General features: G+C 68.0%; 24 protein-coding genes. 16 read left to right on the top strand and 8 right to left on the bottom strand.

Annotated elements, in window-relative coordinates; genetic code table 11:
• The first annotated feature begins 55 nt into the window (after positions 1 to 55).
• Genes CLU95_RS14095 through CLU95_RS14070 form a run of 6 tightly spaced genes read left to right on the top strand, consistent with a single transcriptional unit; the run spans position 56 to position 5259 of the window.
• A complete protein-coding gene (locus CLU95_RS14095; RefSeq protein WP_099794026.1) occupies positions 56 to 571 on the top strand; it encodes a DUF1269 domain-containing protein in 516 nt (171 codons plus the stop codon).
• Between the two features lie 57 nt (positions 572 to 628).
• Entirely contained in the window at positions 629 to 1804 is a 1176-nt protein-coding gene (locus CLU95_RS14090) for a c-type cytochrome (RefSeq protein ID WP_099794024.1), read from the top strand.
• Positions 1801 to 3594 carry a cytochrome c oxidase subunit I gene (locus CLU95_RS14085; RefSeq protein WP_099794022.1) on the top strand — a complete coding sequence of 598 codons (1794 nt, stop codon included), beginning with the start codon at positions 1801 to 1803 and terminating at the stop codon, positions 3592 to 3594. The genes CLU95_RS14090 and CLU95_RS14085 overlap by 4 nt, the downstream gene beginning before the upstream one ends.
• A complete protein-coding gene (locus CLU95_RS14080) occupies positions 3591 to 4217 on the top strand; it encodes a bb3-type cytochrome oxidase subunit III (RefSeq protein WP_099794020.1) in 627 nt (208 codons plus the stop codon). Before CLU95_RS14085 ends, CLU95_RS14080 begins: the two co-directional genes overlap by 4 nt.
• Positions 4218 to 4228: 11 nt before the next feature.
• The gene (locus tag CLU95_RS14075; protein ID WP_099794018.1) at positions 4229 to 4921 is read left to right on the top strand and encodes a heme-copper oxidase subunit III family protein; all 693 of its coding nucleotides are present in this window, start codon (positions 4229 to 4231) and stop codon (positions 4919 to 4921) included.
• Positions 4922 to 4932: 11 nt separating this feature from the next.
• On the top strand, positions 4933 to 5259 hold the full coding sequence (locus CLU95_RS14070) for a cytochrome C oxidase subunit IV family protein (RefSeq protein ID WP_099794016.1): 327 nt from the start codon (positions 4933 to 4935) through the stop codon (positions 5257 to 5259).
• Between the two features lie 9 nt (positions 5260 to 5268).
• Here CLU95_RS14070 and CLU95_RS14065 read toward each other — a convergent pair whose 3' ends face one another.
• The 4 genes from CLU95_RS14065 to CLU95_RS14050 form a co-directional block, all read right to left on the bottom strand.
• A complete protein-coding gene (locus CLU95_RS14065) occupies positions 5269 to 6894 on the bottom strand; it encodes an MFS transporter (protein ID WP_099794014.1) in 1626 nt (541 codons plus the stop codon).
• Positions 6895 to 7049: 155 nt separating this feature from the next.
• Entirely contained in the window at positions 7050 to 7820 is a 771-nt protein-coding gene (locus CLU95_RS14060) for an amino acid ABC transporter permease (RefSeq protein ID WP_099794012.1), read from the bottom strand.
• A 92-nt stretch (positions 7821 to 7912) separates the two neighbouring features.
• Complete coding sequence (locus tag CLU95_RS14055) at positions 7913 to 8677, bottom strand: basic amino acid ABC transporter substrate-binding protein (protein WP_099794010.1); 765 nt, start codon at positions 8675 to 8677, stop codon at positions 7913 to 7915.
• An 80-nt stretch (positions 8678 to 8757) separates the two neighbouring features.
• Positions 8758 to 9249: a hypothetical protein gene (locus CLU95_RS14050; protein WP_099794008.1), complete on the bottom strand. Its 492-nt coding sequence runs from the start codon at positions 9247 to 9249 to the stop codon at positions 8758 to 8760.
• Between the two features lie 389 nt (positions 9250 to 9638).
• On the opposite strand from CLU95_RS14050, the gene CLU95_RS14045 reads away from it, so the two are divergent.
• The 4 genes from CLU95_RS14045 (at position 9639) to CLU95_RS14030 (ending at position 11675) form a co-directional block, all read left to right on the top strand.
• Complete coding sequence (locus CLU95_RS14045; RefSeq protein ID WP_143605996.1) at positions 9639 to 10274, top strand: hypothetical protein; 636 nt, start codon at positions 9639 to 9641, stop codon at positions 10272 to 10274.
• Positions 10275 to 10287: 13 nt separating this feature from the next.
• Positions 10288 to 10830, top strand: a complete 543-nt coding sequence (locus CLU95_RS14040; RefSeq protein ID WP_099794004.1) for a GTP-binding protein — start codon at positions 10288 to 10290, stop codon at positions 10828 to 10830.
• On the top strand, positions 10827 to 11216 hold the full coding sequence (locus CLU95_RS14035) for a roadblock/LC7 domain-containing protein (protein ID WP_099794002.1): 390 nt from the start codon (positions 10827 to 10829) through the stop codon (positions 11214 to 11216). The genes CLU95_RS14040 and CLU95_RS14035 overlap by 4 nt, the downstream gene beginning before the upstream one ends.
• A 99-nt stretch (positions 11217 to 11315) precedes the next feature.
• A complete protein-coding gene (locus tag CLU95_RS14030) occupies positions 11316 to 11675 on the top strand; it encodes a hypothetical protein (protein ID WP_099794000.1) in 360 nt (119 codons plus the stop codon).
• 88 nt (positions 11676 to 11763) lie between these two features.
• On the opposite strand, the gene CLU95_RS14025 is transcribed toward CLU95_RS14030, so the two are convergent.
• Positions 11764 to 12240 (bottom strand): Lrp/AsnC family transcriptional regulator, encoded by a 477-nt coding sequence (locus CLU95_RS14025; protein WP_099793998.1) that lies wholly within the window; start codon positions 12238 to 12240, stop codon positions 11764 to 11766.
• Positions 12241 to 12419: 179 nt separating this feature from the next.
• Here CLU95_RS14025 and CLU95_RS30885 point away from each other — a divergent pair, with 179 nt between their 5' ends.
• The 6 genes from CLU95_RS30885 (at position 12420) to CLU95_RS14000 (ending at position 22296) form a co-directional block, all read left to right on the top strand.
• Complete coding sequence (locus CLU95_RS30885) at positions 12420 to 12584, top strand: hypothetical protein (RefSeq protein WP_180288598.1); 165 nt, start codon at positions 12420 to 12422, stop codon at positions 12582 to 12584.
• Positions 12581 to 16195 carry an indolepyruvate ferredoxin oxidoreductase family protein gene (locus CLU95_RS14020; RefSeq protein ID WP_099793996.1) on the top strand — a complete coding sequence of 1205 codons (3615 nt, stop codon included), beginning with the start codon at positions 12581 to 12583 and terminating at the stop codon, positions 16193 to 16195. The genes CLU95_RS30885 and CLU95_RS14020 overlap by 4 nt, the downstream gene beginning before the upstream one ends.
• Positions 16196 to 16452: 257 nt before the next feature.
• Positions 16453 to 16788 carry a preprotein translocase subunit YajC gene (yajC, locus tag CLU95_RS14015; RefSeq protein ID WP_099793994.1) on the top strand — a complete coding sequence of 112 codons (336 nt, stop codon included), beginning with the start codon at positions 16453 to 16455 and terminating at the stop codon, positions 16786 to 16788.
• 89 nt (positions 16789 to 16877) lie between these two features.
• On the top strand, positions 16878 to 18761 hold the full coding sequence (gene secD / locus CLU95_RS14010; RefSeq protein ID WP_099793992.1) for a protein translocase subunit SecD: 1884 nt from the start codon (positions 16878 to 16880) through the stop codon (positions 18759 to 18761).
• A gap of 18 nt (positions 18762 to 18779) precedes the next feature.
• On the top strand, positions 18780 to 19739 hold the full coding sequence (secF, locus tag CLU95_RS14005; protein WP_099793990.1) for a protein translocase subunit SecF: 960 nt from the start codon (positions 18780 to 18782) through the stop codon (positions 19737 to 19739).
• Positions 19740 to 19899: 160 nt separating this feature from the next.
• Entirely contained in the window at positions 19900 to 22296 is a 2397-nt protein-coding gene (locus tag CLU95_RS14000; protein WP_099793988.1) for a DUF1631 family protein, read from the top strand.
• Between the two features lie 125 nt (positions 22297 to 22421).
• On the opposite strand, the gene CLU95_RS13995 is transcribed toward CLU95_RS14000, so the two are convergent.
• The 3 genes from CLU95_RS13995 to CLU95_RS13985 all read right to left on the bottom strand — a co-directional run bounded on the left by CLU95_RS13995 (position 22422) and on the right by CLU95_RS13985 (position 25508).
• The gene (locus tag CLU95_RS13995) at positions 22422 to 22958 is read right to left on the bottom strand and encodes a DUF494 family protein (protein ID WP_062478246.1); all 537 of its coding nucleotides are present in this window, start codon (positions 22956 to 22958) and stop codon (positions 22422 to 22424) included.
• A 150-nt stretch (positions 22959 to 23108) separates the two neighbouring features.
• The gene (dprA, locus tag CLU95_RS13990; protein ID WP_099793986.1) at positions 23109 to 24251 is read right to left on the bottom strand and encodes a DNA-processing protein DprA; all 1143 of its coding nucleotides are present in this window, start codon (positions 24249 to 24251) and stop codon (positions 23109 to 23111) included.
• A 33-nt stretch (positions 24252 to 24284) separates the two neighbouring features.
• The gene (locus CLU95_RS13985) at positions 24285 to 25508 is read right to left on the bottom strand and encodes a LysM peptidoglycan-binding domain-containing protein (RefSeq protein ID WP_099793984.1); all 1224 of its coding nucleotides are present in this window, start codon (positions 25506 to 25508) and stop codon (positions 24285 to 24287) included.
• Positions 25509 to 25642: the final 134 nt, after the last annotated feature.

Raw genomic sequence — 25642 nt, 5'->3', positions numbered from 1 at the left:
GAGCCTATAAATCACGCATGGACTCTTGCTCGTCGCAAGACGGAAAGGAGGCGCCATGAAAAGACGCATCTATTGGCTGTTGCCCGACCTGGCGAGTGCCAGGCAGGCCATGCACGATCTGCTGCGGGCGCGTGTCGACATCGCGCACCTGCATTTCGCCGCCCGCGAAGGCCAGGACATGGCCGGGCTCCACGCGGCCAACGTCTGGCAGACCTCCGACCTTGTTCACGCGGCCAAGACCGGCTGGGTGCTCGGCACCGCCTGCGGTGTCGTCGCCGGCCTGCTGGCCGCGCTGCTGTTCCCGGTGTTCGGCGACGAGCCCGAATGGGCCGTGGCCGTGGGCCTGGCCTTGTTGGGCGGCGTGGTGGGCGCGTGGTCGGCCAGCATGGTCGGCATTTCGATCCCGAGCCCGCGGCTGGAACGCTTCGAGAGCGCCATCGCGCAGGGCCAGGTCCTGCTGATGGTCGACCTGCCGCCGCCCCGCGTGCGCGAGGTCGAGGCGATGCTGGAAGCCACGCACCCCGAGGCCCGCTTCGAGGGCGAAGAGCCGCACATCCCGGCGATCCGCTGACGCCACCGCGCATGCGACGCCCGGAACCCCCGATGGCCACCCCAGCGAGCGCAGCACATGACCATCGCCGTCGTCCTGTTGCTCATCGTGGGGGCCTCGGTGGCGTTCCACTTCGTCAACCCGTGGTGGACGACGCCGCTGGCCTCCAACTGGCAGCGCATGGACGACACGCTGACCATCACGCTGGTCATCACGGGCCTGTTCTTCGTCGTCATCAACGTGTTCCTCGCCTACACCGTGGTGCGCTTTCGCCACCGCGAGGGGCGCCGCGTGGCGCCGCATGCGCCTGAGAACAAGACGCTCGAGCGCTGGCTGATCGGCGGCACCACCGTCGGCATCATGGCGCTGCTGGCGCCCGGCCTCGTGGTGTACGCGAACTACGTGCGCACGCCGCATGACGCGCGCGTGCTCGAGGTGCTGGGCCAGCAGTGGCAGTGGCGCTTTCGCCTGCCGGGCGCGGACGGCAAGCTGGGCGCGACCGATGCGCGCTTCGTCAGCGCCGCCAATCCGTTCGGGCTCGACCCGGCCGACCCGGCAGGGCAGGACGACCTGCTGGTCCCCGGCGACGAGGTGCACCTGCCGATCGGCCAGCCGGTGCTGGTGCTGATGCGCTCGCACGACGTGCTGCACGACTTCTTCGTGCCGCCCATCCGCGCGCGCATGAACATCGTGCCGGGGCAGGTGAGCCGCTTCTGGTTCACGCCGACCGTTGCGGGCCGCTACGAGGCGCTGTGCGCGCAGTTGTGCGGCGTGGGCCATCCGAACATGCGCGGCTTCGTGGTGGTGGAAGACACCGCGGCCTACGATGCGTGGCGTGCGGCGTTGCCGACCTTCGCCGCGATGCAGCTGGCAAATGCGGCCCGAGCAGCCCAGGCGACCCAGGCACCGGCTGGTGGCGGCGGTGGCGCACGCGTCGACCAGGGCCGCGCGCTGGCCGACGCCAAGGGCTGCGTGGCCTGCCACACCGTCGACGGCAGCGCACGCGTGGGGCCGACCTGGAAGGGCCTGTACGGCAAGAACGAGTCGATGGCCGACGGCAGCACGGCGCGGGTCGACGAGGCCTATCTGCGCAGCTTCATCCGCGACCCGCAGGCGCGCCATGTGAAGGGCTTCCCGCCGGTGATGCCGAAGATCGACCTGAGCGACGAGGAGCTGGCCGCGCTGGTGGCCTACATCCAGAGTCTGGGCAGCCCGCCGGCGCAGGCTGCCACCGAACAGAAGGCCGCGCGATGACTGACGCTGCTGTGCTCACCCCCGACGACGAACACGATGACGACGGCGGCCATCCGGCGCCGCAGAGCTTCCTGCGCCGCTACGTCTGGAGCCAGGACCACAAGGTGATCGCCGTGCAGTACGCCTGCACCGCCATCGCGGTGGGCGTGGTCGGCCTCGTGCTGTCGAACCTCATGCGGCTGCAGCTGGGCTTTCCGGGCCAGTTCGAGTTCATCAACGCCGAGCGCTACTACCAGTTCGTGACCATGCACGGAATGATCATGGTGATCTACCTGCTCACGGCGCTGTTCCTCGGCGGCTTCGGCAACTACCTCATCCCGCTCATGGTGGGCGCACGCGACATGGTGTTCCCCTACCTCAACATGCTGAGCTTCTGGGTCTACCTGCTGTCGGTGGTGGTGCTCATGGCGAGCTTCTTCGTCGCGGGCGGCCCCACGGGCGCGGGCTGGACGCTGTACCCGCCGCAGTCGATCCTGCCCGGCACGCCGGGCCACGGCGGCGGCATCGTGCTGATGCTGGTGTCGTTGCTGATCTTCATCGTGGCCACCACCATGGGCGGCCTGAACTACGCGACCACCGTGCTGCAGGCGCGCTGCCGGGGCATGACGCTGCTGCGCATGCCGCTCACGGTGTGGGGCATCTTCGTGGCCACGGTGCTGGCGCTGCTGGGTTTTCCGGCGCTGTTCGTCAGCGGCGTGATGCTGCTGCTCGACCGCACGATGGGCACCAGCTTCTTCATGCCGGCGCTGGTGTCGATGGGGCAGGTCACGGGCTACAAGGGCGGCAGCCCGCTGCTGTTCCAGCACCTGTTCTGGTTCTTCGGCCATCCCGAGGTCTACATCGTGGCGCTGCCGGCCTTCGGCATCGTGTCGGACCTCATCAGCGTGCACGCGCGCAAGCGCATCTTCGGCTACCGCACGATGGTGTGGGCCATCGTGGCCATCGGCGGGCTCAGCGTGGTGGTCTGGGCGCACCACATGTTCGTGAGCGGCATGAACCCCTACTTCGGCTTCTTCTTCGCGACCACCACGCTGGTCATCGCCGTGCCCACGGCGATCAAGGTCTACAACTGGCTCTTGACGCTGTGGCGCGGCGACATCCACCTGTCGGTGCCGATGCTGTTCGCGCTGGCCTTCATGTGTACCTTCGTGATCGGCGGGCTCACGGGCCTGTTCCTGGGCAACGTGAGCGTGGACATTCCGCTGTCGGGCACCTACTTCGTGGTGGCGCACTTCCACATGGTGATGGGCGTGGCGCCGCTGCTGGTGGTGTTCGGCGGCATCTACCACTGGTTCCCCAAGATCACCGGCCGCATGCTCGACGACCGGATCGGCCGGCTGCACTTCTGGATCACCTTCCTGGGCACCTACGCGATCTACTTTCCCATGCACTACCTGGGCGTGCTGGGCATGCCGCGGCGCTACTACAACTTCGACGGCTACAAATTCATTCCGCCGTCGGCCTTCAGCCTCAACACCTTCATCACCGTGGTGGCGCTGGTGGTCGGTGCGGCGCAGCTGCTCTTCATCGTCAACCTGGCCTGGAGTGCCTGGCGCGGCCGGCCGGCCGGCGCGAACCCGTGGCGCGCCGCCTCGCTCGAATGGCAGACGCCCGAGACGCCGCCCGGCCACGGCAACTGGGGGCCGCGGCTGCCCGTGGCCTACCGCTGGGCCTACGCCTACGGCGTGCCGGGCGCGGCGGAAGACTTCGTTGCGCAGAACGCGCCGCCGCAGGCCAGCGACGACGAGAACGACGTGCCGGTGAGCGGCGCGCGAGGAGCACCGGCATGAACGCCGACGCGGCTCTGCGCATGCGTGGCCTGCCGCGCGACGTCCGGCTGCGCGACGCGCACGCGAGCGCCGCCGGCATCGGCCTGTGGGTCTTCATGGGCGTGGTCACCGCGCTGTTCTCCCTCTTCACCGTCGCCTACGTGATGCGCATGAGCAGTGGCGATGCGATCGCGCTCGCGCTGCCGTGGCAGCTGTGGCTCAGCTCGGCGCTGCTGGTGGCGGGCAGCGTCGCGTTGCAAGGCGCCGCGCGCGCATCGCACCGTTCCGACCCGGCGCGCATGCGCCGCCTGCTGCTGGCCGGCGGCCTGTGCGCCGTGGGTTTCCTGTGCGTCCAGCTGTGGGCCTGGAGTGCGATGGCGCACGCGCAGGTCATGCCGGCGGGCAACCCGTCGGGCAGCTTCTTCTACCTGCTGACCGCCATGCACGGGCTGCACCTGGCGGGCGGGCTGGTCGGGTGGGCGATGGCGGCGCGCGTCGCGTGGGCCGATCCCGCCCGGGCCGGATGGCGCATCGCGCTGTGCGCACGCTACTGGCACTTCATGTTGGCCGTGTGGCTGGCACTGTTCGCACTGCTGGGATGGGTGACGCCGGAGGTGGCGCGCGTCATCTGCGGCACGTCGTGAGGAGGCTTCGCATGAACCCCACCACCGCAACACTCACCGGCCCTGCCGTCGCCACGGGCGGCTGGCGCGGACTGGTGGCCGACTGGTCCTCCGACCGCCAGGCGTTCCACGTCTCGTGGGGCAAGGCGATGATGTGGATCTTCCTGCTGAGCGACATCTTCATCTTCAGCTGCTTCCTCACGGGCTACATGACGGTGCGCGTGTCGACCACGGCGGCGTGGCCGAACCCGAGCGAGGTGTTCGCGCTGCACGTGGGCGGGACCGACGTGCCACTCTTGCTGATCGCGATCATGACCTTCGTGCTCATCAGCAGCAGCGGCACGATGGCGATGGCGGTCAACTTCGCCTACCGCGGCGACCGCGTGAACGCCGCCACGCTGATGCTCGTGACCGCCACCTTCGGCGAACTCTTCGTCGGCATGCAGGCCTTCGAGTGGTCCAAGCTGATCCTCGAGGAGGGCGTGCGGCCCTGGGGCAACCCGATGGGCGCGGCGCAGTTCGGCGCGGCCTTCTTCATGATCACGGGCTTCCACGGGCTGCACGTGTCGGCCGGCGTGGTGCTGCTGTTCACCGTGGCCTTCAAGCTGATGCGCGGCGACTACGACAAGGCCGGCAACTACCAGGTGGTCGAGATCGTCGGCCTGTACTGGCACTTCGTGGACCTGGTGTGGGTCTTCATCTTCGCGCTGTTCTATCTCTGGTGAGGACCACGACCATGAACACAACCCCCACAACCACCACCGGCCAGCAGCACCCCATCGGCCTGTACCTGAAGATCTGGGGGCTCCTGTTCGTGCTCAGCGCGATGTCGTACATGGTCGACTACTTCCACGTGCAGGGCTACCTGCGCTGGGGCCTGATCCTCGCCTTCATGCTGCTCAAGGCCGGGCTCATCGTCGCGGTCTTCATGCACATGGCGTGGGAGCGGCTGGCGCTGGTCTTCGCCATCCTGCTGCCGCCGCTGTGCCTGCTGGTGCTGGTCGGGCTGATGGCCGCGGAGGCCGACCACACCTTCCTCACGCGGCTCTTGTTCTTCCGCTGACGGGCGGGCTCAGCGCCGCACCACGAAGCGCGTGATCACCGGCGCCGTTTCGCCGAGGTGAAACGCCAGCCGGCGTTCGCGCAGCGCCATGTCGGCGGCCGTGGCGCGGTTGAAGCGGCGCAGGTGGTCGGTCCACGACTCGTCGACGATCTGCTCCACGTAGCGCTCGGGCTGCGCGATGTCGTGCAGCAGCTCCCAGCCGATCGCGCCCTGGCCCAGGCGTGCGCGCCGGGTCTGCTGCATCACGAGGTGGAAGGCCGCGGCGCGCGACGGGTCGATCAGGTACTCGACCGTGATCACCACGCGGCCGTCTTCCTGCGGCGCCTCGGCGGGCGGGCCGGTGGCCCAGCCGGCCTGGGCGGGGCGCACGTCGTCTTCGCCGCTCACGTCGGTCACCCAGCGCATGGCCGCCAGCATCAGCAGCGTGCCGCTCACGGCGGCGATGGCCAGGCTCAGCTTGAGCGACGTGACGGTGGCCACCTGGCCCCACAGCGCCGCGCCGATCGCGCTCGCACCCATGATCGCCATCTGGTAGGTCGACATGCCGCGCGCGCGCACCCAGTCGGGCAGCGCCAGCTGGGCCGACACCGACAGCGAGTTGGCCACCGTGATCCACGCCATGCCGCCGAAGAACATCGCCGGCACCGCGACCCAGGCGTTGGGCGCCACGGCCATCACGGCGGTGGCGGCCGACTGCAACATGGCGCCACGCAGCACCAGCTGGTCGCGGCCGAGCGCCTGGCGCAGCCGCGGCAGAAAGAGCACCGCGATGATCGCGCCCGTGCCCATCGCGGCCAGCAGCAGCGTGAAGGTGCCGGCGCCGCCGCCCTCGAGGTTGCGCGCCAGGAGCGGCAGCAGCGCCAGCAGTGCGGTCGAGTGGAAGAAGAACAGCGACACGCGCGTGAGCACGGCCCGCATGCGCTGCGACTGGCGCACGAACTGCACGCCCACGCGCATCGCGCTGATGAGCTTCTCGCGGCCCAGCGGGTTGGGCGTGTGCTCGCGGCGCCAGCGCAGCACCACAAAGCCCGACGCCACCGACAGCACTGCGTTGAGCGCAAACACCCACACGCTGCCCGCGCTCGCGATCAGCATGCCGGCCGTGAGCGGGCCGACGATGCGCGAGGCGTTCATGGCGATGCCGTTCAGGCCCAGCGCCGCGGGCAGTTGTTGGCGCGGCACCAGCTCGGGCACGATGGCCGAGAACACCGGCCAGCGCAGCGCCAGCCCGATGCCGTTGGCGAAGGTGAGCGCCAGCAGCAGCGGCGCGGTCATCACGTCGAGCGCGATGGCGGCGCACAGCACGACGGCGGTGCCGGCCAGCCAGAACTGCGTGGCCACCAGCCAGCGCCGGCGATCGAGGATGTCGGCCAGCGCGCCACTGGGCAGGCCGAGCAGGAACACCGGCAAGGTGGAGGCCGACTGCACCAGCGCGACCCAGATCGGCGAGGTGGTGAGCGAGGTCATCATCCACGCCGCGGCCACATCGTTCATCCACATGCAGATGTTGGCGATGAGCCAGGTGCTCCACAGCATGCGGAACACGGGGAGCTTCAGCGGCTCGAGCGCCGCGAGGTTCGAGGGCTGCGGCTTGGCCGGCGGGAGGGGTGTCTCTTCGGGGGATATGGGCGGCATGTCGCGCTATTGTGGCGCGGGCAACAGCGGAGCATCGGCAAGACGCTCTTCTCTTTCCAGGAACACCGAGGAACCGGCTTTGCCGGGCCTCAGGTGTTGCCCCCTGCAAGGGGGTTGGCGTAGCGACACGAAGTGCGCGAAGCCTGGGGGTGTGCCTAACTTCTGTCGCTGCGCGCGAGACGGTGTTCCAGTCGGCGCAGCAAGGTCGTGAGGACGAGCGTCATCACCCAGTACACCACCGAGATCGCGAGGTACGGCTCCCAGTAGCGTGCATAGGCGCCGGCCACGGTGCGCGCGGCGTAGGCCAGCTCGGCCAGGCCGATGGCCGACACCAGCGAGGTGTCCTTGAGCAGCGCGATCGCGTTGTTGCCCAGCGGCGGCAGCATGCGGCGAAAGGCCTGCGGCAGCACCACGTAGCGCATCACCTGCGCGGGGCTCAGGCCCAGCGAGCGGCCGGCGTCGAACTGCCCGCGCGAGATCGACTGGATGCCGGCGCGGAACACTTCGGAGATGTAGGCCGCCGAGTTCAACGTGAGCGCGACCACGCCGGAGATGAGCGCGCCGTGCTCCTGCTTGAGCGTGCGCGCCAGTTCGCCGTCGATGAGCAGGCCGGTGCTCGGGTGGATGAACACCGGCATCACCGCGAAGTGGATCAGCAGGATCTGCACGAACAGCGGCGTGCCCCGGAAGAAGCTCACGTACACCGTGGCGGGCCAGCGCAGCAGCACGCGCGTGACCCAGGTCCACGGCGCATGGCGCGCCTGCGCCAGCCGTGCCAGCGCCAGGCACAAGCCCCAGCTCGACCCGAGCAGCACGCAGACCACGGTCATGCGCAGCGTCATCCAGGCGCCCTGCCAGAACAGGTCCTTGTATTCCACGAGGATGTCCCAGCGGAACCATCCAAAAAGCAGCACTGGTTGTTCCATGCCTGCGTCCTCCACTCTGTCTATCTGTCTGTCTGCGAAAAAAACGAAACGGCCGCGTGAAGGCGGCCGTGTTCAGGAAAATGCCGTGCGGCTCAGCGCACGTTCGGGTCCTTGTTGAACCACTTCTTGTAGATCGTCGCGTAGCTGCCGTCGGCGCGGATGGCTGCCAGGCCGGCGCTGAGCTTGTCGAGCAGCGCCTTGTCGCCCTTCTTCACGACGATGCCGAAGCCCTCTTCGGGGAAGGACTTGTCGTCCAGTGTCTTCAGCTCGGCGTGCTGCGACACGCGGTAGGCGATCACGCCGTTGTCGCCCATGGCGGCATCGACGCCGCCGCCGGCCAGTTCGGAAATGATGAGCGGCGTGCTCTCGAAGCGGCGGATGTTGGGGCTGGTCTTGCCGAACTCGCGCGAGGCGATGTCGTCGGCGGTGGAGGCGCTGACCACGGCGATCTTCTTGCCCGTGAGGTCCTTCAGCGAGGCCACGGTGCTGTTCTTCGGCAGCGCGATGAGCTGGCGCGCCGCGAAGTAGGGCGGCGTGAAGTCGTAGCTCTGCTTGCGCTTCTCGTTGATGGTGACGCCCGAGATCACGAGGTCGACGTCGCCGTTGTTCAGCGCGCCGAAGATGCCGGTGAAGGGCGTGTTGACGATCTTGATCTTCAGGCCTTGCTGCTTGGCGATGGCGTTGATGATGTCGATGTCGAAGCCGACGATCTGCTTGTCCTTGTTCTCGAAGGCAAACGGCGCGTAGGTGGCGCTGGAGGCCACGGTGAGTTCGCGATTCTGGGCTTGGGCCTGGGCACCGAAGGCGAGCGTGGCGGCAGCGAGGCCGAGGGCCAGGGCGCGGCGTAGAGAGTTCATTCGGGGTCCTTGTGTCTTGCCGCCCGGCGGGAAGCGGTGGGCGAGCATTTTAGGCGGTCGCTATCGGGACCCCTTGCCGCCTATCGGGCGAACAGGAAGTAGAGCGCGACGGCCACCACGGCCACGACGGCGATCACCTTGCTGGCACGCGACGAACGGGGCGCGCCCGTGCTGTGCCACGTCACGGTGCGGGTGTGCACCGTCTTCGTGCTGCCGCCGCTGCTGCTGCGCTCCGTGCGGGCGAGCGCGTCGGCCGCGACCTGCCGGCCTTCCGGCGAGACCGCGGACGTCGGCGATGCGAGGGTCTGCAGTTGCGCGGGCGACATCCCGCCGGTGCGCACGGCCCAGGCCAGCGTGGCGGCTGGCGAAGCGGGCGCCGCCCACTCGGGTTCCTGTTCGGGCAGCAGGGCGCGGGCCTGGGCGTGCTGCGTGGGGTCGATCAGCTGCAGCGCCTGCAACTGGTCGAGCGCGCTGTCGGTCACGCCGTCTTCCAGGCGGTTCGCCATGAGGCTGATCTCGAGCAGCACCCAGGCCGGCGCCTGCCCGCTGACCATGGCCACCGCGTTCGCCACGGTGCGGTGCGCCTCGTCTTCCGCGCCGGGGGCGGCACGGGCGCGCAGGCCGGGCAGTGCCTCCGGCGCGACGATGTCCTTGGCGGCCGCCCAGCCCTTCGCTCGGGGTGCGCAGCGCGGCGCTCGGCAGGTCGGGGTGCGCGAGCGCCTGCGCGTGTTCTGCGTCGGTCAGCAGGCCCAGGGTGTGCAGGTGCGACAGGGCCCGCAGGCCGGTTTCGTCGGAGTTCATGCGGCCCGAGTGTCCCAGAGCGCTTTCCGGTGCTCTCCCCGTGTGCGGTACTTCTCGCTGTGCGTCCAAATTTGGGCATTGATTCGATACATGGCGAATCATTTAGTTAACACATATAACAATAGGGAACTATTAAAAACAATTGGTCAGGGAAGAAGGTATGCCATTGGTTTTGGGCGTCATGGGGCTCCCTCAGGTCGAGGTCGAGCTCCTGAGGATCATCGTTCGCCTCAGCTCCAATCTCCGGTCCCTCTGGACCGTCAGCGAATCGCAACCGTGCGACCTGTTGCTGGTGGACGGCGACACGCCGGCAGCCGAGCGGCAGACGCCGGCGGCACGCTTCGTGGTGCCGATGGTGGCGCGCGGCGATGCAGCGCCAGCAGCCCCCGCGCGCCGCACGCTGGCGCGTCCCATCTATGCGGAAGAGCTGGTCGCGCTGCTCAACCAGGTCACGCCGGGCGGGACCTCGGGCGAGGCGGCGCGCGCCATGGTGCGCTCGATCCGCGCGCGTGCCTCGCTGATCCGCTGGCCCTCGCAGGTGACCCTGCAGCGCCACCCGATCTACGTGCGGCTGGCGGCGGCCCTGTCGAAGAGTGCGCAATCGGCCGAAAGCCTGAGCGTGCTGGGCCGCATCGACGTGCAGGAGTGCAGCACCTTCCTCGGCCTGCTGGAGGAAGAAGGCGCGCTGACCTGGACCGAGGAGGCGCGCGAGCCGCGCCCGTCCCCGGGCGGCGAGGCCGCGCAGCACAAGCGCGGCCTGCTCTCGCGCATCCGCCGGCGCCTCGGGCTGGCTTGAAGAGGGCACCGGCATGAGGGACTTCAAGCTCGTCTTCACAGGGCCCATGGGCGTGGGCAAGACCACGGCCATCGCGGCCATCAGCGACACCGCGCCGATCGCCACCGAGGTCGCCAACGCCGACACCTCGGTCGCCAAGGCCACCACCACGGTGGGACTCGACTTCGGTCAGGTGACGCTGGACAACGGCGACCGTCTGCGCCTGTACGGCACGCCGGGCCAGAGCCGCTTCGACTTCATGTGGAAGATCCTGGTGCGCGATGCGCTGGGCCTGGCGATCCTGCTGGACAACAGCCGGCCCGACCCGATGGCCGACCTGGCCCAGTACCTGGACGGCTTTGCCGGCGCGCTCGAGCGCATGCCCTGCGCCGTGGGCGTGAGCCGCCTGCCGTCGCACCCCACCCCCACGCTCGACGACTACGCGCAGGCGCTGGCCGCGCGCGGGCTGGTGCTGCCGCTGCTGGCGGTTGATCCGCGCTGCAAGGACGACGTCGTCGCGCTGATCGAAACGCTGCTGATGCAGATCGAAGTGCTCGACGAGGAGGCCGCGCCATGAGGATTCCCCACGCCCTGAAGCTGCGCGCCGCGGTCGAAGCCCGCCGCGTGCTCGACGAGGTGAGCGGCGTCGCCTCGGTGGTGGTGGCCACGCCCGACGGCTTCGAGATTGCGAGCGTCGCCCGGCGCGACGTCGAGCCCGCGCGCATCGCCGCCATGGCCAGCTCGATCGCCGCCATCGGCGCCGTGGTGTCGCAGGAGGCCGGCCTGGGCCGCTGCACCTGCATCACGGTCGCGACCGACAACGGCTTTGCGCTGGTCAGCCCGGTGCACAACGGCGAGACCGCGCTGGTCGTGAACGTCATCGCCGACGCGGATGCGGTGCTCGCGCAGGCGATGTACCGCACGGCGGCCTGCGTGCAGGCGCTCGAGGCGCCGCAGCTATAGGCGCCCTCTACGAACTCTAGTGCGGAGACGACTTGGCATGCGACGTCTCCACCCTCTTCTTTCATTCGCATGAACTTCACCAACAGGACTCACTGACCCATGGCCTCGATCCAGACCAGCCTCGACAACCTTCTGACCGCCGACGGCGCCCTGTGCGCTGCCGTGGTCGATTCCGCCAGCGGCATGATGCTGGGCGCCGCCGGCTCCGGCGTGGACCTCGAAGTGGCCGCCGCCGGCAACACCGAAGTGATGCGTGCCAAGCTCAAGACGATGCGCGCGCTGGGCCTGAGCGACACCATCGAAGACATCCTGATCACGCTGGGCAAGCAGTACCACCTGCTGCGCCCGATGGCGCAGAAGGAAGGCGTGTTCATCTACTTCGTGCTCGACAAGGCGAAGTCGAACCTGGCGCTGGCCCGCCGCAAGCTGCAGGACGTCGAGAAGGAAATCACCTTCTAACTAGATACAGATAGAAGGTGCACCGCCCTCGGGCGGATGGACGGGCCGGCTCCCTCGCGGGAGGCGGCCTTTTTCTTTTGGGGGGCGGCTACTTCGCCAGGTGCGCCAGCGGCAGCGCGCTGTTCGCCTTCACCTCGCCCAGCGAGAAGCTGGTGTGCAGGTCTTTCACGTTCGGCAGGTTCATGAGGTTCTGCCGCGCGAAGGCCGAGAAACCGTTCAGGTCTTGTGCGACCACCTGCAGCTCGAAGGTGCCGGTGCCGCTGATGTAGTGGCAGGCCACGACCTCGGGCATCTTGCGGATCGCGTCCTCGAGTTTGCGCGTGGCCTCGTGGGTGACGCGCTCGGTGTCCACGCGCACGAAAGCGAGCACGCCCAGCCCGATCTTGTGGCGGTCGATCTCGGCGCGGTAGCCCTTGATGAAGCCGGCGTCTTCGAGCGCGCGCACGCGGCGCCAGCAGGGCGCCGCCGACAGGCCCACGCGCTGCGCAAGCTCGGCGTTCGTGAGGCGGCCATCGGTCTGCAGTTCTTGCAGGATAGCGAGGTCGAACTTGTCAATGCTTTCCATAGGGGTGGATGTTAAGCAAGATTCTTTCTGTACACCGCTTTTTTGGGACGAAAAACGCAAACACCTGTCGCGGACCCCGGCATACACTTTGCGTGATCATGGGCTCGCGCCCTACCGGGCACAGACCCACCGCCAATTCAGCCAGGCCCACAAGGCCCTGCCACACGGAGACAGACAACATGAACGCCCCGCTGCCCGAGCACATTCGCCGCGCGCTAGAAACCGTCACGCTCGACGACAACCCGCAACGCGGGTTGCGCCGTAGGCACAAATATGACGCGGGCGACGCAGTCGGCCGCACTGGATTTGGCGTCGAGCCTGCTTGCGAAGGAGGTGCAGCATGAACGCCCCGCTGCCTGCGCACATCCGCAAAGCCCTGGAAACCGTCACGCTCGACGACAAATACAGTCTCGATTACGGCCGCGCCTTCATGAGCGGTGTGCAGGCCCTGGTCAAGCTGCCGATGCTGCAGCGCCTGCGCGACAAGCAGGTCGGCAAGAACACCGCCGGCTTCATCAGCGGCTACCGCGGCTCCCCGCTCGGCGGCTACGACCAGGCGCTGTGGAAGGCCAGCAAGTTCCTCAAGGAACAGAACATCGTCTTCCAGCCCGGCGTGAACGAAGAGCTCGCGGCCACGGCGCTGTGGGGCACGCAGCAACTGGGCTTCTCGCCGCAAGGCACCAACAAGTTCGACGGCGTCTTCGGCATCTGGTACGGCAAGGGCCCGGGCGTGGACCGCTGCTCCGACGTCTTCAAGCACGCCAACATGGCGGGCACCACCGAATTCGGCGGCGTGATCGCGGTGGCCGGCGACGACCACATCTCCAAGAGCAGCACGGCCGCGCACCAGAGCGACCACATCTTCAAGGCCTGCGGCACGCCGGTGTTCTTCCCGGCCAACGTGCAGGAAATTCTGGACCTGGGCATTCACGCCTTCGCGCTGAGCCGCTTCTCGGGCGTGTGGTCGGGCATGAAGACGATCCAGGAGATCGTCGAATCGAGCGCCACGGCCATGATCGACCCCGAGCGCGTCGACATCGTCATTCCCACCGACTTCGAGATGCCGCCCGGCGGCCTGCACATCCGCTGGCCCGACCATGCGCTGGAGCAGGAAGCCCGGCTCATGCACTACAAGTGGTACGCCGCGCTGGCCTACATCCGCGCCAACCGCCTGAACCACAACGTGATCGAAGGCCCGAACGACCGCTTCGGCATCATGGCCAGCGGCAAGGCCTTCAACGACACGCGCCAGGCGCTCATCGACCTGGGCCTGGACGACGCGGCCTGCCGCCAGCTGGGCATCCGCCTGCACAAGGTGGGCGTGGTGTGGCCGCTCGAGGCGCAGCTCACGCGTGACTTCGCCACCGGCCTGCAAGAGATTCTGGTGGTCGAGGAGAAGCGCCAGGTCATCGAATACCAGCTCAAGGAAGAGCTCTACAACTGGCGCTCCGACGTGCGCCCCAACGTGGTCGGCAAGTTCGACGAAGGCGCCAGCTCCACGGACGACGGCTACTCCGGCGGCGAATGGTCGATGCCCAACCCGACCTCGCACACGCTGCTGCGTGCCAACGCCGACCTGAACCCGGCGCTCATCGCCAAGGCCATCGCCGCGCGCCTGAAGAAGACCGGCCTCTTGGCCGCCGCCGGCGCCGACATGGCCGCCCGCATCGATGCGCAGCTGGCCATCCTCGAGGCGAAGGAACGCGCGATGGTGGTGCAGCAGGCGTCCACCAGCGTGGCCGACGCCACGCGCCAGCCCTGGTTTTGCTCGGGCTGCCCGCACAACACCAGCACCGTTGTGCCCGAAGGTTCGCGCGCGATGGGCGGCATCGGCTGCCACTTCATGGCGACCTGGATGGACCGCTCCACCATCGGCTTCACGCAGATGGGCGGCGAGGGCGTGCCATGGGTCGGCCAGCAGCCCTTCACGACCGACCAGCACATCTTCGCCAACCTGGGCGACGGCACGTACTTCCACAGCGGCCTGCTGGCAATTCGCCAGAGCATCGCGGCGGGCGTGAACATCACCTACAAGATCCTCTACAACGACGCGGTCGCCATGACCGGCGGCCAGCAGGTCGGCGAGCGCCCCGAGGGCCACTCGGTGCTGCAGATTGCCGAGAGCCTGCACGCCGAAGGCGCGAAGAAGGTCGTGATCGTCACCGACGAGCCCGAGAAGTACGAGGGCGTGACCATTCCGGGCGACCACGTGCAGGTGAAGCACCGCGATCTGCTCGACGACATCCAGCGCGAGTTCCGCGCCATGGCCGGCACCACGGCCATCATCTATGACCAGACCTGCGCCACCGAAAAGCGCCGCCGCCGCAAGCGGGGCACGGCCGTCGATCCGGCCAAGCGCGTGGTCATCAACGAGCTGGTCTGCGAAGGCTGCGGCGACTGCAGCGTGCAGAGCAACTGCCTGAGCGTGGAGCCGCTGGAAACCGAATTCGGCCGCAAGCGCACCATCAACCAGAGCAGCTGCAACAAGGACATGAGCTGCCTGAAGGGCTTCTGCCCGAGCTTCGTGACCGTCGAAGGCGGCCAGCTCAAGAAGAAGGGCAAGAACAAGGCGGCCACGCCGGCCGAGTTCGGCCTGCTGACCGAGCCCGCCATTCCGTCGCTGGTCGGCGGCAAGGTCTGGGGCGTGGTGGTGGCGGGCGTCGGCGGCACCGGCGTGATCACCATCGGCCAGCTCTTGGGCATGGCCGCGCACATCGAGGCCAAGGGCATCGTCACGCAGGACGCGGCGGGCCTGGCGCAAAAGGGCGGTGCCACCTGGAGCCACGTGCTCATCGGCGACACGCAGGACGACATCCGCACCACCCGCGTGGGCACCGCCGCCGCCGACCTGATCCTGGCCTGCGACCCGCTCGTCACGATCAATGCCGAGACCATGGCGCGCATGCGCGAAGGGCGCACGCACGTGGCGCTCAACAGCCACAGTGCGCCTACCGCCGCCTTCGTGCGCAACGCCAACTGGCAGAACCCCGAAGACGCCTGCGCCGCTGAAATTGCGCGCGCCGTGGGCATCGACGGCCTGGGCGCCTTCGACGCCGATGCCGCCGCCACCGCGCTGATGGGCGACACCATCTACGTCAACCCGATGATCCTGGGCTACGCCTGGCAAAAGGGCTGGGTGCCGCTGGCGCACGAGTCGCTGATGCGCGCCATCGAGCTGAACGCCGTGGCCATCGAGAACAACAAGACCGCCTTCGAGTGGGGCCGCCAGGCCGCTGTGCGTCCCGACGAGCTGCAAAAGCGCGTGCGCCCGGGCCAGATCATCGAGTTCAAGAAGCGCGAGACGGTCGAGGCCCTGGTGGCTCGCCGCGTCGAGTTCCTGACCGGTTACCAGAACGCCGCCTATGCCGAGGAGTACAAGGCCTTCGTCGGCCGCGTGCAGCAGGCCGAGGCGGCCGTCGGCAGCAAGAGCACGGCCCTGAGCGAAACGGTGGCGCGCTACCTGTTCAAGCTCATGGCCTACAAGGACGAGTACGAAGTCGCTCGCCTGCACACCGACCGCACGTTCCTGGACCGCGTCGAGGGCATGTTCGAAGGCGACTACAAGCTCAACTACCACCTGGCGCCGCCGCTCATGGCCAAGAAGAACGCCAAGGGCCAGCTGCAAAAGCAGAAGTTCGGCCCCTGGATGCTCACGGGCTTCCGCGTCCTCGCGAAGCTCAAGGGCCTGCGCGGCACGGCGCTCGACGTCTTCGGCCGCACCGAAGAGCGCAAGACCGAACGCGCCCTCATCGGCGAGTACCGCGCCAGCATCGAGGAAGTGCTCAAGGGCCTGCGCGCCGACAACCACGCGCTGGCGCTGGAGATCGCGGGCCTGCCCGAGCAGATCCGCGGCTACGGCCACGTGAAGGAGCGCAACCTGGCGGCGGCCCGCACCCGCTGGAACGAGTTGCTGGGCAAGTGGCGCAACCCGCAGGCACAGCGCGCAGCGGCCTGATTCCGCAGGTCCGTTTCCCCGTCAAAGAGCGCCCCTGCGGCGCTCTTTGCTATTTAAACGATAGCTGAAAGCCCTCCGCACCGCGCCGGATAAGGGCGCGAAACGGCCATCCGCGACGAATACAATGCCCGACTGCGCGCGGCCTCCCCCGCCGAGCCTCTGACTTGCGGCCCGCATCCCTCGTGGGCGCGGAACCGCGGGCCCGGCCTGCGCATCTGAAGTCTTTTTCTTCTCTCTTCCCTCTGCTGGAGACTCTCTTGTTCATTTCCTCTGCTTTCGCTCAAACCGCGCCCGCAGCCGCCGGTGGTGGCGACATGTTGTCCTCGCTGGGCAGCATGCTGCCGCTGGTGCTGATGTTCGTGGTGCTGTATTTCGTCATGATCCGCCCGCAAATGAAGCGCCAGAAAGAAGCCCGCGCCATGATCGAAGCCCTGGCCAAGGGTGACGAAGTCGCCACGGCCGGCGGCGTGCTCGGCAAGATCACGTCCATCAGCGACCAGTACCTCGGCCTCGAGATCGCCAACGGCATCGAGATCAAGATCCAGCGCAGCGCGGTGGTCCAGGTGCTGCCCAAGGGCGCCGTCAAGCAATAAAAGCGTGAGCTGAACCTTGCGCTTCACGGCGCAGGGCCCCAAGTCACGCCGTGTTCCATTTCTGAAACGCTTGTGAAAAGCGCCTTCTCATGAACCGTTACCCGGTCTGGAAGTACGCGATCATCGTGATCGTGCTACTCGTGGGGCTCATTTACGCCCTGCCCAATTTCTTCGGCGAGGCACCCGCGGTGCAGGTGTCCGCGGCCAAGACGACCGTCAAGGTCGATGCCGCCACCCAGACCCGGGTCGAGGAGGCGCTGAAGACCGCCGGCCTGACGCCCGACCTGGTGACACTCGACGCTGGCTCCCTGCGCGCCCGCTTCACCACCACCGACGACCAGCTCAAGGCGCGCGACGTCGTGCAGCGCGCCCTGGTGCCCGACGCCAGCGACCCGCCCTACACGGTGGCGCTGAACCTGCTGTCGCGTTCGCCGAAGTGGCTCACGTCGCTGCATGCGTTCCCGATGTACCTGGGCCTCGACCTGCGCGGCGGCGTCGACTTCCTGCTGCAGGTCGACATGAAGGGCGCCATCGACAAGAAGGCCGAATCGTTCGCGAGCGACCTGCGCACCACCTTCCGCGACAAGAACATCCGCGGCACCCAGGTCAGCCGCAACGGCCAGACCGTCGAGGTGACGTTCCGCGACGCGGCCTCGCTCGAGACCGCCAAGCGCCTGATCGTGGACCAGTTCCCCGACCTCAGCACCACCGACACGCAAGACGGCACCAACTGGCGCCTGACCGCCACCATCAAGCCCGAGGCGGCCCGCCGCCTGCAGGACGCCGCGCTCAAGCAGAACATCACGACCCTGCACAACCGGATCAACGAACTCGGCGTGGCCGAGCCGGTGATCCAGCAGCAGGGCCTGGACCGCATCGTCGTGCAGCTGCCCGGCGTGCAGGACACGGCCAAGGCCAAGGAAATCCTGGGCCGCACCGCCACGCTCGAAATGCGCATGGTGGACGAAAGCGCCGAAGGCCGCGCGGCCGAACTGAGCGGCGCGCCCGTGCCCTTCGGCTCCGAGAAATTCCTCGACCGCAGCGGCCGTCCGGTGATCGTGAAGAAGCAGGTGCTCGTCACCGGCGAGAACCTCACCGACGCCCAGCCCGGCTTCGACCAGCAGAGCAACCAGCCCAAGGTCGACCTGACCATGGACGCCAAGGGCGGCCGCATCATGCGCGACGTCAGCCGCGAGAACTACAAGAAGCGCATGGCCATGCTGATCTTCGAGAAGGGCAAGGGCGAAGTGCTCACGGCCCCCTCGATCAACGGCGAGCTGGGCAACCGCTTCCAGGTGTCGGGCTCGATGACGGTGGCCGAGGCCAGCGACCTCGCCCTGCTGCTGCGCGCCGGCTCGCTGGCCGCCCCCATGGAGATCATCCAGGAGCGCACCATCGGCCCGACGCTCGGTGCCGACAACATCGAAAAAGGCTTCAAGAGCGTGATGTACGGCTTCCTGGCCATCATGGTCTTCATGTGTGCCTACTACGCGCTGTTCGGCCTGTTCTCGTCGATCGCGCTGGCCGTGAACCTGATGCTGCTGGTCGCCATCCTGTCGATGCTGCAGGCCACGCTCACGCTGCCCGGCATCGCGGCCATGGCGCTGGCCATCGGCGTGGCCATCGACTCCAACGTGCTGATCAACGAGCGCGTGCGTGAAGAGTTGCGCAACGGGGCCTCGCCGCAGGCCGCCATCCACGCGGGCTACGAGCGCGCCTGGGGCACGATTCTCGACTCCAACGTGACCACGCTCATCGCGGGTGTCGCGCTGCTGGCCTTCGGCTCGGGCCCGGTGCGCGGCTTCGCGGTGGTGCACTGCATCGGCATCGTCACCTCGATGTTCTCGGCCGTGTTCTTCTCGCGCGGCCTCGTGAACTTCTGGTACGGCCAGAAGAAGAAGCTCAAGACCGTGTCGATCGGCACCGTCTGGCGGCCGAAGACCGACGGCTCGGCCGTGGTCGAAACCAAGTAACGGCCGAGGACCATCGCCATGGAATTCTTCCGCATCCACAAGACCATCCCGTTCATGCGCCATGCCCTGGTGCTGAACATCATCTCCTTCGCAACCTTTGCGCTGGCGCTGTTCTTCCTGTTCCATCGCGGACTGCACCTGTCGGTGGAGTTCACCGGCGGCACGGTGATGGAAGTGGCCTACGAGCAATCGGCCGACATCGGCAAGGTGCGTGAGGCGATCAACAAGCTCGGCTACCCCGAAGTGCAGGTGCAGAACTACGGCACCTCGCGCGACGTGCAGATCCGTCTGCCCACCCAGAAGGGCATGAGCTCCGACCAGCAGAGCGCGCAGGTCATGCAGGCGCTGAAGTCGGTCGACCCCTCGGCCACGCAGCGCGGCATCGAGGTCGTCGGGCCGCAGGTCGGCGAGGAGCTGACCACCAACGGCATCAAGGCGCTGGCCATGGTGGTGATCGGCATCATGATCTACCTGGCGTTCCGCTTCGAATGGAAGTTCGCGCTGTCCACCGTGCTGGCCAACCTGCACGACGTGGTGATCATCCTGGGCTTCTTCGCCTTCTTCCAGTGGGAGTTCTCGCTGGCGGTGCTGGCGGCGGTGCTGGCGGTGCTGGGCTACTCGGTGAACGAGTCGGTCGTGATCTTCGACCGCGTGCGCGAGAACTTCCGGCGTTACCGCAAGATGACGACCACCGAAGTCATCGACAACGCGATCACCTCGACCATCAGCCGCACGATCATCACCCACGGCTCCACGCAGCTCGTGGTGCTGTCGATGTTCTTCTTCGGCGGCCCGACGCTGCACTACTTTGCGCTGGCACTGACCATCGGCATCTGCTTCGGCATCTACTCGTCGTGCTTCGTGGCTGCCGCGATCGCGATGTGGCTGGGCGTGAAGCGTGAAGACCTGATCAAGGGCCCCGTCAAGCGCGACGGCGATCCGGGTGGCGACGACCCGAACGCCGGCGCCGTGGTCTGAGCAGACGTGAACGCACGCGCCGTGTCCGCTCACACCTTCTGAGGGATACTTCGGCGCGGCTGCGCGTCAGCCGCACTTGTGCGGCGACGCATCCCGATGCAAGCTCGGGGCTGTCGCCGACGAACCGTTTCGTTTCCTCTGGCCTTTCCGATCCTTCACGATGAGCACTGCGCGGTCCGCCTCTTCCCTGCAGCTCGCACGCGAGGCGCGTGAGCGTTTCGTGGCGGCCACGGAAGGCGCCATCGCTCCCTTAGCCCAGGCCATCCGCGACCGGCTGACCTCGGTGGCGTCCGATGTCGGCAGCGCACGCACCATGCAGGAAAGCCGCGACGACCTCGTGGCGTTCCAGGGCCACGCCTCGCAGTGGGTGTCGCTCACGCAGACCGGCTGGCGCAAGGCGCTGGGCACGGGCCCGACGGGCACGACCTCGTCGGCCCCCGCGGCGCTGCGGCTGGAGCTCATCGGCGACGAGGTGGTCGAGAGCAACATCCTCGCCTCGCGCCTGGCGCAAACCATCCACGACAAGGCCAGCTTCGAGCTCAGCGACCTGCGCCTGCGCATCCAGCACCTCGAAGGCACGCACGAGCTCGACGCCCGGGACGTGCTGAAACCCGAGACGCTGGCCCAGCTGCTGGTGGACCAGTGGCTGGCCGCCGGCCTGAGCCGCGAGGCCTGGGGCCGCGTGCAGAGCATCGTGCAGCAGGCGCTGGCCGACGTGGTCGTGAAAGCCTACGAAAACGCCAACGCCTTCCTGATCGCGCAGGGCGTGATGCAGGAGATCGACCTCAAGAGCTTCGTGCGCCGCGCGGGTGATTCGGGCGGCGGCAGCACATCGTCCATGGGCATGCCGGCGACGTCGAACATGCCGATGGGCCACGGCGTGCCGGGCGGTGCGGCGATGTCGCACGCCCAGCAGCCATCGTCACAGCCATCGCAACCGCAGCGACCGGGCTTCGGCTTCCAGGCGTCGGTGCCGTCGTCGGGGCCGGCCTCCAGCTCGATGATGGGCAGCTCGCCGCTCGCCTTCGCGCGGCAACGCGCGCAGACCGCGCTGCTGAGCCTCAAGCGCTTTGTTGCCGCGCGCATCGGCGGCGAGGCCGGTGCCTCGCAACCGGGCGGGGTGACCGGCACCGGCGGCGGCGTGGCCGCGCCCCGCGTGTTCTCACGCACTTTTGCCGGTGCCATCGCCGATGCCGAGGTCGCCTACCGCATGGCGGCCACGCAGTACATGGACGGCGGCGGCGAGCAGGCCACGCTGATCCAGCAGACCGCGGTCGACCTGCGCCGGCGCACGGCCGAACTCAAGAAGCGCGCACCCACCACGGCCGACAAGGCCACGGTCGAGATCGTGGCGCTGATGTTCCAGGCCATCCTCGCGGAAGAGCGCATTCCGTTCTCCGCTCGCGTGTGGTTCGCACGGCTGCAGATGCCCGTGCTGCGCGTGGCCATCGCCGAGCCCGAATTCTTCGGCACCTTGCAGCACCCCGCGCGCATGCTGATCGACCGCATGGGCTCCTGCGTGATGGGCTTCGACGCCGCCGCCATCACCGGCAGCGCGCTCGAGAACGAGATCAAGCGCGTGGTGCAGGTGATCGAGCAGTACCCCGAAACCGGCCAGCGCGTGTTCAAGCTCGTGTTCGACGAGTTCGTCGCCTTCCTCAGCCGCTACCTCACGCAGAGCGACGCCACGCAGCGCGTAATGAGCGTGGCGCAGCAGGTCGAGCAGAAGGAGACGATGGCGATCCAGTACACCATCGAGTTGCGCAAGATGCTCAACGACATGCCGGTGCGCGACGAGATCCGCGAGTTCCTGTTCAAGGTCTGGGCCGAGGTGCTGGCCATTGCCGCGCTGCGCTACGGCGCACAGGGCGAGCACACCGTGATGCTCAAGCGCGTGGCCTCCGAGCTGGTCTGGGCCGCGAGCGCCAAGCCCAACCGCGCCGACCGCGCCCGCGTGATTCAAGACCTGCCGCAGCTGCTGCAACGCCTGCGTCAGGGCATGGACCTGCTGGGCATCGTCGGCGAGCCGCAAGAGGGCCACATCAAGACCATCGGCGCCACGCTGACCGACGCCTTCATGTCGAAGACCGAGGCCATTCCCCAGGCCAAGATCGAGGCCATGGCCGAGCGGCTGGCGCACCTCGAAGATTTCGTGAGCGACGACGGCAGCGCCTCCAGCCTGCCGCTCGACGCGCAGAGCATCGAGCTGCTGCTCGGCGTGGACGCCACCGCCATCGAGGTCATCTCCGACACCGCCGGCGTCAAGGTGGCTGAAGACATGCTCGCATGGACCCATGAGCTGCAGGTCGGCAACTGGTTCATGCTGGACCACAACGACCGCGTGACCCAGGTCCAGTTCGTCTGGCGCAGCGACCGCAAGCGGCTGCACCTGTTCGCCTCGGCCGACGGCCGCAGCTTCCTCATTCAGGCGGGGCGGCTGGCGATGTACCTGCAGGCCGGCCTGCTGGTGCCGGCCGAGGAAGAGACGCTCACCGTGCGCGCCACGCGCGAGGCGCTGGCCAAGCTCGATGCGAATCCCGAGCGACTGCTGAACTGATCAGCCGCTTCGGCTGTTTTCTCTGTTCGCGGAACACCACGGAACCGGCTTTGCCAGGCCGTTGGTGTTGCCCCCGGTAGGGGGTTGGCGAAGCGACACGAAGTGCGCGAAGACTGGGGGCGAGCTCAGTGCGCCGTGCGGCCTTCGCGGCTCTCGCAGAGTTCGTCGAGCACCAGCGCATCGGGCTCGATGCCGGTGCTCCAGTGCACCATCAGCACGATGATCTTGAGTTCGTCCAGTGCCACGGGGTCGCCCGGCGCGGCCATCGCGCGTTCGACGACGATCTCGCGCAGGCCGCAGGGCAGCACGTTCGACAGTTCAAGAAAACGGATGAAGCCGAGGCACTCGGCGCCGAGGTGTTCCTGCTCCGACGGCGAGTACACGCGCATCGACTGGCTCGACTGGGGCAGCGCCGCATCGGGCGCGCCGCCCAGCGTGACGCGGGCGGTGGTGATGGCGTTGTCGTCATCGCCCTCACTGGCCTGGTGTTCGAACTGCAGGCCTTGCGTGGCAAGGCTCAGGCCGTCGAGCCACTGCAGGGCGTCGCGAATTTCTTCCGCCTCGAAACCGTGCGCACTGAGCTTGCGGCCCAGCTGTTCGGGTTCGGGGCAGGCATCGCCGCGCCAGTAGTTTTCATACACAAACACGAGCACTTCGAACATGGGCTCAATATAGCCCAGGAAACCGTTGCTCGCCCTCAGTCTTCGCGCACTTCGTGTCGCGTGCGCCTTCCCCCTACCGGGGGCAACACCTGCGGCCCGGCAAAGCCGGTTCCGCGGTGTTCCACGAAAAGCGGGCGCGGGCCCCGAGCATCAGCCGACGGCTGCTCTTTGGAACAGGCCGCCGGGCAAACGCGCCACATGCCCGTCGAGCTCCAGCTCGAGCATCTTCGCCTGCAGCATGGCTGCGCTCCAGCCGGTGCGCGCGCTCAGCGCGTCGAGGCTCACCGGGTCGAAGCCGAGGGCGTCGAGCAGCGGATGTTCCGGGGCCGACGACGGCGTGTCGGTGGAAGGCGTGCGAGCGGCCGGGGCCAACGGCGGCAGCTCTTCGAGGATGTCGTTCACCGACTCGACCAGCTTCGCGCCCTGACGGATCAGTGCATGGCAGCCGCGCGATTGCGGCGAGTGGATCGAGCCCGGGATCGCGAACACTTCCTTGCCCTGCTCCGACGTGAGGCGCGCGGTGATGAGCGAGCCCGACGCCAGTGCTGCCTCGACCACCAGCGTGCCGCGCGCCAGGCCCGCGATGAGGCGGTTGCGTTTGGGAAAGTTCTGCGTGAGCGGCGGCGTGCCCAGCGGCAACTCGCTCACGATCAGCCCCTGCAGCGTGATGCGGTGCGCCAGGTCGCGGTGCCGCGCGGGGTACACACGGTCCAGGCCGGTGCCGACCACGGCCACCGTGGCGAGCACCGGGGCGTCGCCGGCCGCGTCGAGCGCGCCCAGGTGCGCCGCGCCGTCGATGCCGAGTGCCAGTCCCGAGACGACGGGCAGGCCGGCTTCGCCCAGCGCCCGAGCGAAGGCGCGCGCGTGGCTGGCGCCCTGCGGTGTCGGGTTGCGGCTGCCGACCACGGCGAGGCTGCGGCCGAGTTGCGTGAGGTCGAAGGCGGCGGCGCCGAGCACGTAGAGCATCAGCGGCGGGTCGACCATTTCGAGCAGCGAACCCGGATAGGCGGCATCGCCGAGCGTCACGACGCGGCGCGTGACGGCGCCGCCGGTGTTGTCGTCTGCGGGGTGCAGCCATTGCCATGTCTGGTCGACCTGCGCCTGCAGGCCGGAGGGCGGCTGCTTCAGCGCGGCGGCCTGGGCGGCGCTGACGACTTCGCCCAGCGTCGCCTCGGGCTGCGCGAAGATCGCGTCAGGCAGCCCGAAGGCCGCGAGCAGACGGCGTGCGGCGCCGTCGCCGACGCCTGGTGTCAGTGAAAGTCGCAGCCAGCCTGCGAGTTCTGCGCGTTCCAAACGAGTGTGCGAGAAAAAAGCCTCAGGCGCGTGTCAGGGATTGACGAGGAAGTCGCCGGCGCGGGGAGTGTCGTTGATTTCGAGCACCAGTGCGTACGAGACTTTCTCGAAGGTGCGGAACACCATCAGCAAGCCGATGCGTTCGTTCGGCAGTTTGATCGTTTCCTTGCGGGCGCCGGTGCGGTCGAGGATGGTCTCGCCGTTCTTCAGAATGGCCAGCACGTGGCCGTTGTCGACGCCGTCGCGCGTGCCCTTGTTGATGGCCACGACCTGGTTCTGCGCCGCGTACTGCACCGCATTGCCATAGACCGAGATGATGCGTCCGTCGACCTGCGTGGACGGTGCGCGCGGTGCATAGCTCAGCAGCTGACGCGGCGGCTCGGGCAGCAGGCGGTCGCCGGCGCGCATTTCTTCGCGCGACGCAATGATGTCGATGCTGGCCGGCACGACGGTGATGACGTCCTTGTCGCCGGTCGTCTCGATGGTGGTCGATTCGCCGCGCTGCAGCTGCGCCTTGCCCAGGTACTGCGCCTCGTAGCCGAGGATCTCGCCGGTGCCGGGGTCTTTCAGCGGCGTGGCGCTGCGGAAGATGCGGTAGTGCTGCACCGGGCCCGGCTTTTCGACCAGCGGCGATTCGGCGTTGCCGCGCGCATAGGCGCGGTCGCCGCGCGACAGCAGCACGCGGCTGTCGTTGCCGGCCACGATGCGCGGTGCGGCATCGAGCGTGTTGGCGTCGACCACGATGGGCTCGCTGAGGAAGGGCTCGATCAGGCTCGGGTTGAGCGTGGGCAGGGCCATGCCCGCGAGCGAGTCGAAGCGGGTGCGCGGCGACAGCTTGATGGTGCCGCCGTCGCCGCCAGAGACGCCGCGGCGCGTGGTCAGGCGGGCGCGGCCGCCGCTCTTGTCCAGGTACAGCACCTGGCCCGGGTAGATGCGGTGCGGGTCCTGGATGTCATTGATGTTCATGCCCCAGAGCTCCGGCCAGCGCCAGGGGCGCAGCAGGTACAGGCGAGAGATGGCCCAGAGCGTGTCACCGGGCTTGACCGTGTATTCGTCGGGCGCCTTCGGCGACAGCTCGCTCAGCGGCACACCCGCCTGGGCGGTCTGCTGGGCGGTGGCGCGCTGCTGGGGCGTGACCGGGTAGGTCGTCTGCGCCCAGGCCGCCGTGGCGCCGCAACTGCCGGCCACCGCCAGGGCGGCCGTCCAGAAGGCAAAGAAGGTCGGGCGCTGGTGTTCGGTGGAGCTGGGCTGTGTCATGTCTGGATGGGTGAGCGCACGAAGTATCGTGGCGCATACGAATCTCACAATTTGCTACGAATTCTGCGCCCGAAGCCCTTGCAAGGGCAACGTTTTCGAGCCAATGCGCCGCGACGCGTCGCGGAATTGGCGAA

The organism is Variovorax sp. 54, from assembly GCF_002754375.1.
In the GTDB taxonomy this organism is placed as follows: domain Bacteria; phylum Pseudomonadota; class Gammaproteobacteria; order Burkholderiales; family Burkholderiaceae_C; genus Variovorax.
Note: the sequence above shows the minus strand (reverse complement) of the source record. Positions and strands in the feature narration are given on the sequence as shown.